Origin of the sequence: Pseudovibrio ascidiaceicola (assembly GCF_900114245.1) — a bacterium.
Lineage (GTDB): Bacteria > Pseudomonadota > Alphaproteobacteria > Rhizobiales > Stappiaceae > Pseudovibrio > Pseudovibrio ascidiaceicola.
This window is the reverse complement of record NZ_FOSK01000013.1, coordinates 60,174-74,073: the sequence shown is the minus strand read 5'-3', so window position 1 is coordinate 74,073 and position 13,900 is coordinate 60,174. Positions and strand designations below refer to the sequence as shown.

Below are 13,900 nucleotides of genomic sequence, written 5' to 3'. Positions count from 1 at the left end.
TTTATTTTGTACTTGTGATATAACAAAATATTTGTAATGTTACGCGTCATGACCGATGCAAAGCAAGTTCTCCAATCACTGGGCCGCGAAGCTGTTAAGTCGGCTTTGGGCGTCAAGCAATCCGCAATTTATGCCGCCGAAGGCAAGGGCGTCTTTCCCGCGGCCTGGTTTGATGCGCTGGACAGTATGGGAGCGTCCCAAGGCTTTTCCGTTCCGCGTACGCTTTTCAATTGGAAGCATGCTTCAGAAGACGGAGAGGAGCGCCGCGATGACACTCCTCTCTGACCTTGCCCGAAAAGCACCGGGCGAACCGGCAGGCAGCGAGGGCGCTTTGCATCTGTCGCCGGCATTCATGGTTCTGCCGTTCAGCATCGCGCTCCAGTTTTTCCAAATTCCATTTCTCTGCCTGCATCAGCTCGGCTCCGCTGCTTTGGACGGTCAGTCTGCAAGACTGACTGGGCGCTGTCAGCGAAACACTGAAGGATAGTTTTGCATGTCCCGCTCACAGACCAGTCGCACCCTGCCGGAATCTGATTATTCCCGCCTGTTTGCCTACTCCAAAGCTCTGGTGAAGCTGAATGGCGGGGTGGAGGCGGCCAGCATGGTCACTCGTGTGGCACCGTGCCAGCTCTCCCGCTATGGCAACCAGCAAAGCCATGATGCCATGCCGGTGGACGTGATTGCCGATCTGGAACATGAGGCCGCCGATCCCGTGCTCACCCGCATCCTGGCACGCATGAGCGGCCACGCCCTGGTCAAACTCCCACGAGAAGCCGCCGAGCCCGACTGGATCGGCAACATGGGCCAGCTCTCCAAAGAGTTCTCTGATGTGATCTCCCGCGTGGCCGAATGCCTGAAGGACGACGGCAAAGTCTCTGCTGATGAAGTGAAGCGCCACCACCTGCGCAAGGAAATCGCAGAGCTGATCAGCGTGGCCGTCAAGCTGGATAAAACCTGCGAGGCCATCGAGCGGGAGGGCGTAAAATGATCCAGTCCCCCAAAATCCGCCGCAGAATTCTGCAGCATCATGCCAACAACATGAGCCCACGGGCGATCGCAGGCATCTATGGCTGTTCAGAGGGCGATATTGAAGGAGTGATCAAGACAGAGACAGCCGAGCGGCTCATCCTGTCCGGCGTGCCTGTTCTAAACGGAGTGCCCTTGCATCCGGTGCAGAGCCTGAACGCGCATCTCACCCCACAAATCCGCTTGTACAAGGCACTGCCAGAGGAGGTGCAGACCTTTGCAGCTGGCGTGGCCAAAACCTGCAAGGTGCCCGTGGGCCGCCTGTTCACCTCAAACAGCAAACGCAAAAAAGATGTCTTCTGCCGTGGCTGCTTCTACTACGGCCTCAGCTGCCAGTTCCACTGGAACTACGAGCGCATCGCCACCGCCTCCGGCGTCAGTGTCCACGTCGTCTGCCGAGCTGTCAACCGCTACTGCACTCAGGTCGGCGCACCACGCCCAAGTGAGCTGGTGAATGCAAGGAGGGCAGTGGCGTGAGGGTGTTAGGCGGGATCAGGAATGAAGGGGATTTCAAATCCGTTTTCGTTAATCCAACGGATTTGTGCTCGTTGTTCATCACTAAAAAGCTCTTGCCATTTTGGCTCGATACGAGCACCCGTCATTTCTGCGTTCTTAAAAGTACAGCCTTCGAGATTTGCTTCTGGAAACTTGGTGTTTTCCAAGTTCGCATCATCAAACTTAGAGTATTCCAAGTTTGTATGCTGAAACAATGTTCCTTCCAACACGAAATGAGAGAAGTCTGTGTTTTCAAAGTTCAGATGTTCAAAAAGAGCATCAGAGACCTGCAAAAAATCAATCCTCTCCATGTTTGGATCGAGCTCTGTTTTCAAAATTGCTATGCTTTGAAGTGCTTCCCAAAGCTCAGAATGCAAGGGGTGAAACTTCCCCGGAAGCTCTTCAGTCTCTTCGAGGGGCTGTATAGCTTCTTTTTCTGCCACTCTTTTAGAGAGCTCTTCTTCTCTGTAACGCTCCCAACTTTGCTCGCGAATGAACGTGCAAAGCAGTTTTTGAGTGCCTTCATAAAATTCATCGGGGTCAATCATCGCCAGTTGGGTAAGAGAGTGAACGCCGGCCTCTCTTACAGATGGCTTTTGGTGGCCGAGCTTTTCGGCTGCCTTTTGAAAGCGTTCGGCATTGTGCCCTCTTTCGCTAAGCTTCAATTGCCGATGAAAGACAATAGAACGCCAAGTCAGCAAAATGAGACCAATTACAGCAAGAGCTGTTCCACCTACATCTCTAAAAACAGTCGAGCGTGGTACTGTTTTGAAGTCTTCACTGCCGCTGACAGAGCTAGAGCCCCAGTATTCAAAGGAAGCCCACTTCACTTCACTCAGATACGCAAAAGTTCCAACGCCAATGATAACCGCACAAACGGCTGCGATCGCAAAGCCGTAGCCCAAAGCGACCCAGAAGTTTGTTGTTTGCGGGGAAGGAAGTTTAAACTTCGCCATCAATCTCAGCTCTCAAAACAGCACAAAGTAACTGTCTTGCACACTATGCTGCATGCCTCTGAGTCTTCAACCAGAGGACGCCGGTCGTCCAATGACAATTGGAGGGCTGCTGCGTGATGCTAAGGCGCACGAAAGATATTGATTACCATATAGGCAGCAGTGCTGGTGATCACCAGACCATACAGAGTTACGGGTTCAACGGCCCATTCATCAATGAGCTCAAAGTAAGTCAGGAAGAAGAGCGGAACGCCAAAGGCTATGACGACGACTGCCAAGCCAACGTTCACCAGAATAACCAGGCTAAGCAGGTTGATGATATTGAGCTTCTTAGGCCAAAGCCAAGCACCAAGGCCGATCGCAGTCAAGCAGCCGATGATCATAACCAACTGAAGTGCAGTGAGCGGGCCAGAGAGCTTCGGATAAAGTGTCCAGAGACTCCGTCCACCAATGATGAAGGCGATAACAGCAACGTACTTCTTTGTAAGGGCAGTTTTGCTCAGAACTTGAGGTGGTTCGATGGTGGTTTGGTCGCTTTGGGGCACACTAGTTTTAACCATCAATTTGCTCAAGAACTCCTAGTGTTTTCAATGGCGCAACTGTCGCTCAGTTTGTGGAGGTGTGTCCAGTCTGTCGCCAGTGAAAAGAATTCAGTCGTTGCTCTGCCTCACCCAGCTTATGAAAGCGGTGAGGAGGGTTATGGGGATCATGAGGATGTAGACGGCCAGAACCATTTGGGTGATGCTCAGCTGGTTGAGGGCCTCAATCTCGAAATCCGCCAGGCTAACGCGGATGAGGGCGATGGCGGCGAACATCTGCACCTGAAAGAAAAGGGTGACCAGCAGGGCTTTGAGCGGGCTGAAAACGGGCTCAATCCGCGTTGCCAGCCAGTAAACGATAACCGCCCCAACAATCCAGAGAAACCCAGCCAGAAACCAGTCCCGCAGCGCGCTGCCCTGATAAATCAGATAGACACCCAAACTCCACAAATTACCCGCAAAAACAAACCCAAACCCACGCAGCTGTCCTGGCAGGTAAGAGCGGAAAGGTCTCGGTGGAGCAGGGGGCAAAGCAGTCATCTAGCTGTCTTCCAGCTCTTTGTCGCGTTGTCTATCTGCAGCTGCAAACCTGTTCGTAAGGACATCCATTATTTTATGTACATGGTAAAGTCCGACCGGAAAGATGCCAAAAGAGAAAACACTAGCGCCAGCTTTAAAAGCACCGATCACTACATTTCCATTTCCAAGTTCTTGGCAAAAAAGCAGGCCCTCACGTATTGTTTCAAGATTTTCTGGCGTCAACCATTCCAAGCTGCCGAAGTACGGAGCTGCGTGCTCTTCTGTCATAGCTTTTCTAATTGCTTCAAAGCAGGCTTCTTTATCTTCAGGTGCAATCCAGTCAGCCGTAAGAAGTTCAAGCCACTCTTCTTCTTTGTCTTTGAAACGAATGTCTTCGCCGTTTTCTGCGGCTTTGATCACTCTCTCAAATATTTCAGGGATAGCATTCTGCTTCCCGCGCATGGCGATCGCGATACTAGCAAGAGTAATTTGAGTGTCTGTTCCGTCTGCCTTGGTAAAATAGACAGGGGTGTTGACGCTCATAACCTGATGGTGATCAAGGGTTCCTTTGTCTGTTTTAAGTGGTTGACTGGCACTGACTTCGCTGAGATCGAGAGCGTTTGGATTGTCTGCAGAGAAAATGGCGCTCTCTGTTACTTCATCTTTCGACGGAGCCTCTTTCAAACTATCTTGAGGTCTTGCTTGGAATATCGTTGTCTCGTCAACCCTTGCTCCTGGCAATTGCTCCGGTCCCCAGATACCAGTTCCAACAAAGTTCGCTCCTCTCAGATCACAACCACCAAAGTGAACGTTGTCGATTTCTGCTTTCGTGAAGTTAGCACCTCTGAGGTCAACTTGAACGAAGTCGCAGTCAGAGATTGTTGCAGCTTGAAAGTTTGCAGAAAGGGCTCTGCCGTACTTGAAATGCCCACCAGTTATTGTCGCTTTCGCGAACTGAGCGTCATCGAAAATAGAATGATAAAACTTAGCGTTGATGAGTTGGGCTGCTCCGAAGCGTGCTTTAGCGAAATTACACTCATCATAGACAGTTTTGTACCAAGTGGTTTGGTGAAGTCTGCAACCTTCAAAGTCTGTATTCACGGCTTCCGAACCACTAAAGTTGCTTTCGAAAGCTTCGCACTGCACCAAGTTGCACTTTGCGAATTTCACATTTTCAAAACTACATTTCGTCAGTTCACTATTCTTGAAAAGCACGTCTTCAAAATCATTGTCTGTAAACTCAGTTCGGTGATGTTTACTTCGAAAAAAAGTGGCGCTGCGCATTGTCAGAACTTTGAATGTGCTTCTATCAAACTCTGCGTCTGTAAAGTCCGTTTCTACGGCATGGGGGGTGACAAAGTCGACATTGAAGTACCGGCAGCAACTCAAATCAATGCTTTCAGCAGGAAGATCAACCACCTCATCTTCAAAGGTGTAAATTATTCGTCCATCTTTTTCCGGTTTATAGCCGCGTTTCGTGTTTTCAAAAGTACGCCATCCATTCCACTTTTTAGGGTCATGACTGATGTATTTTTTCATCTCTTCAAAAGTGGGCATGTACAACTCTCCGATAGCGGCACACCTTTAAGGCGCTTAATTTGTAAGCACCACCTATCCGCGATTCCATCTGCGTTGACAACAGGTACAAATCAGGCCATGATTCCGCTCAGCTGGTGGTTTGCTGGTGAGCGCGTCACACAAAGGCGTGCGGGGATTGGTCTCCCTTCCGATACAAGGCGCACGTCATGCGCCGCGTTTCCTTATGGGACGCGGTTTTTCTATGGTCAGACGGGCGGGAGCGCTCACGCGCGCCGTTTCCTTGTAGCGGTAAGACCAATCCTGTTCGTCTGGCCGCCAGAGATTGGTCTCTCTTGTGGTCGGGTTCAACTCGATACAAGGAGATTTGCCATGGTAGTGCTGGCAGATAACGCGACACGTGCGTGCCGTGAACTTCGAACTTCCCTTGAAAGTATTGATTTAGCCGTGGCCCAGTTTGGCGCGCTTTTGCACGCCATGAACGCGCTCGGCAACAACCTGCCTCCCCATCAGTGTGAGGCGGTGCAGTCCATTGTGACCCTGCAATCCCTTCTTCACACCCACCACAAAGAGATTTTCACCCACACCCAATCCGCGTGGCACTCCACCCGCACGCTTTTACCAACCCAAGGTGCCGAGGAGGTGAGTTCAACTCATCCCCTTAAAGATGAGCCAGCGCTAAACACAAATAGCGCTTCTTCGATCAAAGGGGCCCATACTGTGGGCCCCCTTGATGAAACTATCGCGCAGCAAAATCGAGGAGCAGTTTCATGAATGACCTGATCAATATGGATTTCGAAGATAATCTGGTTCGTATCGTGAAGTTGGAGGGGGAGCCGTGGTTTGTTGGCAAGGACGTGTGCGGCTGCTTGGACATTAAGAAGGCTCGCAACTCCATCGATCTCCTCGATGATGATGAGAGGGGTACCTATACTGTAGGTACCCCTTCAGGAGCACAGAAAGTAACCATCGTTTCTGAACCGGGATTGTATCGCCTGATTTTCCGCTCACGCAAACCTGAGGCTGAACGCTTCAAACGTTGGCTTGCTCACGACGTTCTGCCGAGCATCCGCAAAACTGGAGCGTATACCCCAAACAGAGAGAGACTGGTTGATCGCGCTGATCTTGGTAGCCTGACAGAGGTTGCCAATAAATCCAGACTGGTAGAGATCGCAGCAAAAATCTCCGGTCCACGCGCCGCCTGCGAGCTTTGGGAGAAGCTGGAGCTTCCTATGGTCTCCTCTTTCACCCCACGCAAAGTCGATATTCCGACTGGCATCGTCGCATCATCAGAAAATCAACTGCGCATCTTCATAGAAGAGGGCTGCCAGCTGGAAGCGGGCTACACCATAACCGCCCGAGCCATGTTCCTGGCTTACAAAGACTGGGCCCTCACAGAAGGCCACCCCATCATCTCCGAGACCGCCTTCGGCCGCGCCATGCTCCACCTCTCACAGGACTACAACTTCCAAAAAATCAAAGCCCGCGTGGTTACTTATCGCGGGTTGCGAGTGAAGGAGGTGGGGTCGTGATAGCCTACTTCCTCAGCATTCCGTATTCTTTCAAGCTTGAGTGCGTCATGCAAAGTGACACATTGGCTAGTGAACTCTCTAAACGTTTGAATGATGAGATAAAGGAAATGAATCTCACTAGGCCCAACAATTTGATTAGGATCGGTTATTTTTGCAGCTTTTCGCAAATGTCGAACAAAGACACGAGTCCTTTTTTCTGTCAATCCGAGATTTCCTTCTTCGTTCCCCTTCAAGAATTCACGGATCTTCCATCCTTCGATGTATGCTCTCAAATAGTTTTCAAGTGCCTTCCGATTTTCAAGAACTTCTTCTGGAAGAAATCTATTGGCACTTTCTCGATTACTTCTAAGGCTATCCGAGAGTTGGATCAGCAAGCCAAGAAACTCGTGTATGATGTCATCATTAGGATAAGTCCGACCCGTTATTTTGAGCTCATTGGTGTAAAGCTTGTTCCAGAATGTGCCCAAATCAAACTCTGGCATCAGTTCACCTTTAATTTGGGCGAGTTGAGAATAACGAGAGAAGTGGTTTCCTTTTTGCAACTCTTTGGAGTGGTCAATAAGTACATATATTGTACAACCAGCAGCGATTGCGGCAGCCCAACCACTCGTTGCTCCAATCCACTCTCTTGTACATTCGAAGGTCGAAACTGCTTCACCTTTTATCTCACAAAAGCCAATTCTGTTGAGAGTGAGGTCTGCCAGCAATATCCCCCAATATCCAACTGCTCCAGCCAAAATTACAAAGCCAAAAAGGACGCCGGTCAAACCAAGCCGTTTTGTCATGCTAATTACCTAGTTTTCAATGACATAATTAAAAAGAATGCTGGGTTGCTATTTACCAAGTGGAGGCATTTGAGCCTCAACTCTATCGAGATTGAAAGCAACGGTTTGCTGCTCTTCAAGTTGTTTTTTCCAAAAAACAAGGCATACAAAATAATTGTACCAAGCAGTGTCAACTGCACTCATTCTACTAAAATGGTTTTGAATTACTTCGAGATTGCCGGCGGCGAAATCGTAAGAAAGAGAATGCGCTGGATCGCTACTCTTAGAGTTGCTGAAAAACATAGCATTCAATGCTTCGATAAGTGCGTTTCGTCTATGTATGAATTTTATCGGGAGGCAGGCGTTAGCTTCATCTGCTGTGTTTTGCAGATCATGAAGCCAGTTGTTTCTATAAGTGATCAATTCAGCAAAATCAGGACCACCATCAGTTGGCAGATAAGCCCGTTGCCAAGGGGTTTTGTCTCGATAGTGCCGCAGCATAGCATTGATGTAGAGCTCTGGAGCCTGGTTTCTTCTATGTTCTTGATCAATAAACTGTATCGCTTTGAAGGTATGCGTCAGCTCAGCAATAGCATTTGTCTGTTGCATTTTGCGAAGCTGAGATTTGATTCCCACCCATGCGACCGCAATGCCGATAAGTGCAATCAAACCACCCGCATAACTTCCAAGAGCAGACACCCATTCCCGATAAAACGTCTCTTCAGAATATTGGATAACAATTGCGTTCTCAGGTACTCCACCCCCCCAAGTCGAAATAGTTGCAGCGCCATAAAAGCAACCAATAGCTACTCCAATTGCCGCCAAGACAATGTACTGCAAAGTGATTTTCATTTCCCAAGGTATCAATATTTTACTCGCAACTTGCATCATTCATACGCAAGTTCTAACGACAATGATCCTTTCTGGCATTCCGTAAATGTTGAGAGGTGCGCCGCATGACCCTCAAGATTGATCGTAGGAAAACACCCAGAACCACTTCCACTGGCCATTCTGAGCACCCTTGCATGGCAGAGGGCTGCACAACCTGGGGTTCTCGTGGCTACACCGTGGATGATGCTGGCAAGCGTCAGCAGCTGTGGTTCTGTCCGGACCATGCCAAGCAGTATGAGGCGGATGTTGAGGCAGCCAAGCGCACGCCGCCGCCGCCGCGTCCTCCCAAACAAGGGAGGCTGGTGTGATGCGGTATTCCACTCTTGAATTGTTGCGGTTGAAGCAATCTGCGGATCTTTACGGGCGTATTTGCCAGCACACCACGCTACGTAAATCTGGTCGGCTGTATTCCGGAAAATGTCCGTTTCCCGACCATGATGATCGCAATGCCAGCTTTGTGTTTGATCCGGAGAAAAACAGTTTCCGCTGCTACTCCACGGCCTGCGGTCGCTCCGGGTCCGTCATTGATTGGATGATGGAGTTTGAGGGGTACTCCAGCTTTGCAGATGCTGTTGAAACGCTTGGCGGGGCTCAGGTAGCCCGTGATCAGCGCTGGCAGGAAAAACAGCAAAAGCTGGTGCAGGACAACCAGCGTCTGGCAGATGCCCGAGCAGCGAACAGTCAGGAGAAAGCGCGGCAGGCGGCACATAAAATCTTCTCTAGCGGTCGGGAGCTGGCGGGCAGTGTGGCGGAAACCTATCTGCGTGAAGCACGTGGGCTGGGGGATGTGCTATTGCCCGGTGCTGTGCTGCGGTTTGCTGCGGATCTGCCGTATTGGGCAGAGATAGAGAAAGATCGCTTTGAGATCATCCATCGCGGGCCGGCGCTGCTGGCGGCTTTTCAGAACAAGCATGGCCGGTTTGCCGCTGTTCACCAGACCTGGCTGAAATCAGATGGCAGCGGGAAGATCACACTGAGCCTTGAGGATGGCACCAAACTGCCAGCCAAAAAGATCCGTGGGCCCTACATGGGTGCCAGTTTGCGGCTTGGCCCGCCTGCGCCTGTGATGGGTCTGGGTGAGGGGGTTGAGACCTGCCTGTCCTGTATGCCCTTTGGGCTTTCGTGCTGGTGTGCGGGCTCGCTTGGCAATCTGGTCGGTGCTGGCAAGCCGGACGGGATCTGCGAGCCGCATCCGGAGCGCACTGGTCATCTGTTGCCAACGCGGCAACCGGATATGGCCAGCCACCGCGCGTTTCTGCCGTTTGAGGCGCGGTCCATGATTGTTTTGGCGGACAGTGACACCAAGGATCTTGAAGCCCTGAAAGCTCAATTGGAGCGCTCTGTGCGTCGGCTGCGGTTTGAAGAGCGATCAGCGCGGATTTTATGGCCGCCGCTCGGCATGGACATGAATGACTGGATACTGGCGAACGGGAGGGATGCAGCATGAGCACCATGAGCCAAGCGATTGAAGAGGCTATGCAGCCAAGCGACGATCCCCTCATCACCCCACTTTCAACTGAGTTTGCGGAAAAACTCTCGCGCTGCGCCCTTTATGACCAGAATGATACGGGCAATGCCAAGCGGCTTCGCGAGCATTTTGGCGAGGAATTTCTGCATGTGCGGGAGGTTGGGTTTTATACCTTCAAAGGCACCCACTGGGATCTAACCGGCGGTGAGGAAGTGATGACCCGCTATGCGCAGCGCACGGCGGAGCTGATCAAAGAAGAGCTGGATTACCTTGGCTATGAGCCCTGGGAGGAGCTGGTGCTGGACAAAGCCAAGGCGGTGCCACGGGCGACAGCAGATGTTTCGCTGAGCAAAGAACAGGAAGCCCTGCTGAAGGATGCGGAGGACGTGAAAAAGGCGCGCTCTGGCAGGCGGACAGCGCGCAAGAAGTTTGCGGTTTCCAGCGGTAATTCCAACAAGATCAAGGGCATGATTGTGCAGGCTCTGCCGCATGTGACCTATGCGCCCGAAGAGATGGATGAGGATGGCCTTGTATTCAACACGCGCACGGCCACGCTGCAGCTGCACCCTGAACCTGATGGAGAAGGCGGGCAGGTGATGGTGCCGGAGTCTGTTGTTCACAACAGGGCCATGCGGCTTTCCAAATGCGCGCCGGTGAATTTTGACCCGAAAGCAGAATGTCCGCAGTGGCAGGCGTTTCTGGATTTCTTCCAGCCCGATGTGGGTGTGCAGCGTTTTCTGCAGGTGTATGCCGGCTATTGTCTGACGGGTCTAACGGCAGAACAGAAGCTGCTGTTCTTCTATGGCGATGGCGCCAATGGCAAATCCACCTTCGTGGAGGCGATCTGCGGGTTGATGGGCGATTATGCCGGTCAGCTGAACCCGGAGAGCGTGACAGGCACGGGCCAGCGGCGCGGTGACCAGGCAACGCCCGATCTTGCCACGCTGGTGGGTAAACGTCTGGTGCGTGTCTCCGAGCTGCCAAAGGGTGAGGCGGTGAAGGAGGAGCTGATCAAGGCGCTGACGGGCGGCGAGCCCATGCAGGTGCGGCGGCTGCATCAGGGCTTCTTCGATATGACGCCGATCTTCAAGGCGATCATGAGCGGCAACGATAAGCCGTTCATCAAGGGCAATGACTACGGGATCTGGAGGCGCTTGCTGATTGTGCCGTGGTCGGTACGGATCAGCGAAGAGCAGAAGCGGCCCATGGCGGAGGTGCTGGCGGAGTTTGAAGCCGAGCGATCGGGCATTCTCAACTGGATGCTGAAGGGGCTGCAGATCTACATGGAGGATGGACTGGACGTTCCACCTGCCGTGGAAGGGCTGACGCAGGATTACAAAACCGAGCTGGATCCAATACAGCAGTTTGTTGATGCCTGCTTGGAGTTTGCAGAGCCACCGGGAGAGGACCCGAATGAGCCCTCCATTACAGGTCGAGCAATGTATGACACCTATAAGAAATGGTGTGAAGTTTCCGGCCTAAAGCCTTTTACGGAAACAGCTTTAGGTCGTGAGCTTCCGAAGAAGCCGGGCATGCGCAAGGTGATGACGCGCATCCGCAAGTACGCCAATGTGCGCTTCAATCTGCCGGCTGAGATGCGTCCTGAAACGATGAGTTGGGAGACCTTGGGATGATTGTATCTGAGCCCGCGAGGGTGCGAGGGTATGCGCGAGGGTCAGGCCTTGTGCCTCGCGCCGGATTTCGTAAAGCCGTGAATGGGTTAGAGGATAACCGCGAGGGCGCGAGGGTATCGCGCGCGCCTGCGCATATATAGGGGAATGGGGACTAAGCTTTGAAAGAAAAGACTTCTCATATGCGTAATTAGTCAACTAACCCTTGAACCCTCGCGGAGGGTTATAAAAACAATTGATATTAAAAGATAAAATGCCCGCGAGGGTCTGTTTTTAACACTCGCGGTACCCTTGAAACACTCGCAGGAGATCAATTATGGTTCAAACGCTGCGCGCTTCTCCGGAATACATCGATCGGCTCAGACAAGAGCAGGCAGAGCAGAACGAAATCCGGACAATTGATCTGGTGAGCTTGCTGGACTGGACCTATGGCGAGCAGAAGGCCCATCTGGATCTGGTAAGCAACGATGAAGCTCGTCACTTCGATATCCGGTGTGCGTTGAACTCACTTGAGCAGCTGCTGCACCTGCGGACCTTCGTGGATGGTGGTGGGCGCTCACCGGCAAATCTGCATCCGGACGCCGAGGCTGTGCATGCTGCGGTGATGGGGTTTGCAGCTCAGTCCGATGACTGCGCCTATGCGGCTGGATTGCTGGTCTATTACGGCAGCAAGCAGATGCAGCCGGAGAAGCCAGCTGTTTCTGGTCGCAAGCTGCAAGAAAAGCGCGATCGGACTGGGCGTACGGTGATGAGCTATTGGCAGGTAGATGGTGAGGAGCTCTTTGTGCGTCCCGGTACGAAGCTGCCCAAACCTTACGGTTATGATGGTCCGGGCTGCCGTGTTGGGCAGGCCTGTGAGTTACATGTCCTATCCGTTGAGAGTGATTTGGAGGAGTTTTTGCTCGAAACTTACACCTATTGGTGCGCGGCGCTCGAAATCATAAGCGATGCGCTACCAATGTTGAAAACTCACAAACTCAAGAAGTTTCAAGCACCTGAGTTTGATCGGAAGGCCGCGAGAATACTCAAATTAAGCACAGCAGCTTGAATTGACCCGCGTCGTTTGACAGCCTGACAGCGGCAAGAAGACCGCTCTGAGGGAGACCTACAGGGCGGTTTTTTATTGAGATACCGACAAGGCTTCGCAATGTTCACCGTCAACTTCGACAAACGAGACCTGGATGATCTCATGCGGGGGCTTGGCAATCTACCCGGAGACATCAAAGGAAAAGCGATTGCTCGGGCCCTCAAACACACGACGGCAATTGCCAAAACTCGTGTCATTCAAAAGTCCGCAGCCTCTACTGGAATGCGGCAAAAAGATATTCGCAGCATAACCGTTGCAGTGAACACCGGCGCAGATACAGCCAGCGTCATCATGCGCTCTGGTTGGATACCGCTCTACCAACTCGGCAGCGTTCGCCAGACACGAGACGGAGTTTCCGTTCGAAACTGGGGAACACACCAAGGCACATTCCTCGCTACGATGGCCTCTGGTCATGCTGGAGTGTTCAAGCGATCAAGCGCAGCGCGCCTTCCAGTCCGCGAGCTTTGGGGACCGAACCCTGCTGCTGATGTTCAAAACCATGAAGACGAGTTCCTGGACGTGCTCGAAAGTGTAGCTGATGAGAAGCTGCATCCTCGGCTGGAACACGAAATCGACCGGCTGCTCCGCTCGCTTTGAGCGGAGCGGGGCGGGCTGAGAAATAAGGGACCGTACCAAACACCGTTTCCACGCGGGGGGCGCAGCTCCCGGGGGTTCGCCAGTTTTACAGGTTGAAATTTTGAGTTGTCAGGGTTGTTAGGGTTGCCAGCAACCGGTTGCCAAGGTTGCCAGAACGGAGGTTTTCAGATGCAGGATGATGCACCTCTGGTGATGGCAACATTTGTCCAAGTTGCCGATCGCGATGGGGTCTCTAAGTCGGCTGTTTCAAAGAACGTGCGCAACTATGCAGACAATCATAACTTACCGGTTGAGCGGGATGGGCGTGGGCGGATTACATGCTTTTCGCTTGCCCATTACGATCATATCCGCTCCCGGTTTTCTAATCCGTTGAAAGCGCCCACCAAGCTCCCCGCTGTTCAAAGGTCACCAACAAGCCAGTCCGTGACAGAGGGCAGTATGCCGGCAATACCCGGTGCCGATCCGCAGAGCCTGAACGAGGGCAAGCGTCAGGAGACATGGCTTAAGGTACTTCGGCTCCGCCTTACAATGCAGGAGGAGCTTGGAAATCTGGTACGTCGGGATCTGATGGAAGATGCACTGGCTACAATGGGCGGTGAGATTAAGTCTGTTGTTGCCCGGCTTCCTAACCGAGCTGATGACCTTGCCGCGCGTCTCACCAAGGATGGTGTGCACGGGCTGCGGTTGGCGCTCAAAGATGCGGCTTTTGAAGTTGCAGAAGAGATTGCAGAGGCCATGGAAGCAGCTTTTCGGGACGCACCCCAGTTTGATGACTTGCCGGACGGCTTGATCGGCGCAGAAGCAAGCGCAGAAGAACTCATGCTCGCAGGCGAGCAACAGGAGGAACTCTAACTACAACAGG

General features: G+C 52.2%; 18 protein-coding genes. 12 read left to right on the top strand and 6 right to left on the bottom strand.

From position 1 onward, the window contains the following. The first annotated feature begins 48 nt into the window (after nucleotides 1-48). Genes BM231_RS21355 through BM231_RS21340 form a run of 4 tightly spaced genes read left to right on the top strand, consistent with a single transcriptional unit; the run spans nucleotide 49 to nucleotide 1,503 of the window. On the top strand, nucleotides 49-285 hold the full coding sequence (locus tag BM231_RS21355; RefSeq protein ID WP_139226386.1) for a thioredoxin domain-containing protein: 237 nt from the start codon (nucleotides 49-51) through the stop codon (nucleotides 283-285). Then, the gene (locus BM231_RS21350; RefSeq protein WP_093522672.1) at nucleotides 269-487 is read left to right on the top strand and encodes a hypothetical protein; all 219 of its coding nucleotides are present in this window, start codon (nucleotides 269-271) and stop codon (nucleotides 485-487) included. The genes BM231_RS21355 and BM231_RS21350 overlap by 17 nt, the downstream gene beginning before the upstream one ends. A 6-nt stretch (nucleotides 488-493) precedes the next feature. Next, complete coding sequence (locus BM231_RS21345) at nucleotides 494-988, top strand: phage regulatory CII family protein (RefSeq protein ID WP_093522670.1); 495 nt, start codon at nucleotides 494-496, stop codon at nucleotides 986-988. After that, nucleotides 985-1,503, top strand: a complete 519-nt coding sequence (locus BM231_RS21340; RefSeq protein ID WP_093522668.1) for a hypothetical protein — start codon at nucleotides 985-987, stop codon at nucleotides 1,501-1,503. Before BM231_RS21345 ends, BM231_RS21340 begins: the two co-directional genes overlap by 4 nt. Before the next feature lie 5 nt (nucleotides 1,504-1,508). On the opposite strand, the gene BM231_RS21335 is transcribed toward BM231_RS21340, so the two are convergent. From BM231_RS21335 to BM231_RS21320, 4 genes are all read right to left on the bottom strand, one after another. Beyond that, a complete protein-coding gene (locus BM231_RS21335; RefSeq protein WP_093522666.1) occupies nucleotides 1,509-2,477 on the bottom strand; it encodes a pentapeptide repeat-containing protein in 969 nt (322 codons plus the stop codon). A gap of 119 nt (nucleotides 2,478-2,596) precedes the next feature. Further along, a complete protein-coding gene (locus tag BM231_RS21330) occupies nucleotides 2,597-3,034 on the bottom strand; it encodes a hypothetical protein (RefSeq protein WP_093522664.1) in 438 nt (145 codons plus the stop codon). Between the two features lie 90 nt (nucleotides 3,035-3,124). Then, the gene (locus tag BM231_RS21325; RefSeq protein ID WP_093522662.1) at nucleotides 3,125-3,553 is read right to left on the bottom strand and encodes a hypothetical protein; all 429 of its coding nucleotides are present in this window, start codon (nucleotides 3,551-3,553) and stop codon (nucleotides 3,125-3,127) included. Next, nucleotides 3,554-5,089, bottom strand: a complete 1,536-nt coding sequence (locus tag BM231_RS21320) for a pentapeptide repeat-containing protein (protein ID WP_093522660.1) — start codon at nucleotides 5,087-5,089, stop codon at nucleotides 3,554-3,556. It abuts the gene before it with no gap. Between the two features lie 351 nt (nucleotides 5,090-5,440). On the opposite strand from BM231_RS21320, the gene BM231_RS26890 reads away from it, so the two are divergent. Together BM231_RS26890 and BM231_RS21310 are read left to right on the top strand one after the other, a co-directional pair. Beyond that, nucleotides 5,441-5,842 (top strand): hypothetical protein, encoded by a 402-nt coding sequence (locus tag BM231_RS26890; RefSeq protein ID WP_139226385.1) that lies wholly within the window; start codon nucleotides 5,441-5,443, stop codon nucleotides 5,840-5,842. Beyond that, complete coding sequence (locus tag BM231_RS21310; RefSeq protein WP_093522656.1) at nucleotides 5,839-6,600, top strand: BRO-N domain-containing protein; 762 nt, start codon at nucleotides 5,839-5,841, stop codon at nucleotides 6,598-6,600. The genes BM231_RS26890 and BM231_RS21310 overlap by 4 nt, the downstream gene beginning before the upstream one ends. On the opposite strand, the gene BM231_RS21305 is transcribed toward BM231_RS21310, so the two are convergent. Together BM231_RS21305 and BM231_RS21300 are read right to left on the bottom strand one after the other, a co-directional pair. Next, a complete protein-coding gene (locus BM231_RS21305; protein WP_093522654.1) occupies nucleotides 6,564-7,385 on the bottom strand; it encodes a hypothetical protein in 822 nt (273 codons plus the stop codon). The two genes, BM231_RS21310 and BM231_RS21305, sit on opposite strands and share 37 nt — an antisense overlap. A 48-nt stretch (nucleotides 7,386-7,433) precedes the next feature. After that, the gene (locus tag BM231_RS21300; RefSeq protein ID WP_139226384.1) at nucleotides 7,434-8,255 is read right to left on the bottom strand and encodes a hypothetical protein; all 822 of its coding nucleotides are present in this window, start codon (nucleotides 8,253-8,255) and stop codon (nucleotides 7,434-7,436) included. Between the two features lie 65 nt (nucleotides 8,256-8,320). Between BM231_RS21300 and BM231_RS21295 the strand changes: the two genes are divergently transcribed. The 6 genes from BM231_RS21295 to BM231_RS21270 all read left to right on the top strand — a co-directional run bounded on the left by BM231_RS21295 (nucleotide 8,321) and on the right by BM231_RS21270 (nucleotide 13,890). Then, nucleotides 8,321-8,563 carry a hypothetical protein gene (locus BM231_RS21295; RefSeq protein ID WP_093522650.1) on the top strand — a complete coding sequence of 81 codons (243 nt, stop codon included), beginning with the start codon at nucleotides 8,321-8,323 and terminating at the stop codon, nucleotides 8,561-8,563. Beyond that, a complete protein-coding gene (locus BM231_RS21290) occupies nucleotides 8,563-9,702 on the top strand; it encodes a DUF7146 domain-containing protein (RefSeq protein WP_093522648.1) in 1,140 nt (379 codons plus the stop codon). Before BM231_RS21295 ends, BM231_RS21290 begins: the two co-directional genes overlap by 1 nt. Further along, nucleotides 9,699-11,357: a DNA primase family protein gene (locus BM231_RS21285; protein WP_093522646.1), complete on the top strand. Its 1,659-nt coding sequence runs from the start codon at nucleotides 9,699-9,701 to the stop codon at nucleotides 11,355-11,357. The genes BM231_RS21290 and BM231_RS21285 overlap by 4 nt, the downstream gene beginning before the upstream one ends. Before the next feature lie 313 nt (nucleotides 11,358-11,670). Then, the gene (locus BM231_RS21280; RefSeq protein ID WP_093522644.1) at nucleotides 11,671-12,402 is read left to right on the top strand and encodes a hypothetical protein; all 732 of its coding nucleotides are present in this window, start codon (nucleotides 11,671-11,673) and stop codon (nucleotides 12,400-12,402) included. A 75-nt stretch (nucleotides 12,403-12,477) separates the two neighbouring features. Then, nucleotides 12,478-13,038 carry a phage tail protein gene (locus tag BM231_RS21275; protein ID WP_139226383.1) on the top strand — a complete coding sequence of 187 codons (561 nt, stop codon included), beginning with the start codon at nucleotides 12,478-12,480 and terminating at the stop codon, nucleotides 13,036-13,038. A 168-nt stretch (nucleotides 13,039-13,206) separates the two neighbouring features. Beyond that, a complete protein-coding gene (locus tag BM231_RS21270; RefSeq protein ID WP_093522640.1) occupies nucleotides 13,207-13,890 on the top strand; it encodes a hypothetical protein in 684 nt (227 codons plus the stop codon). Nucleotides 13,891-13,900 lie beyond the last annotated feature (10 nt).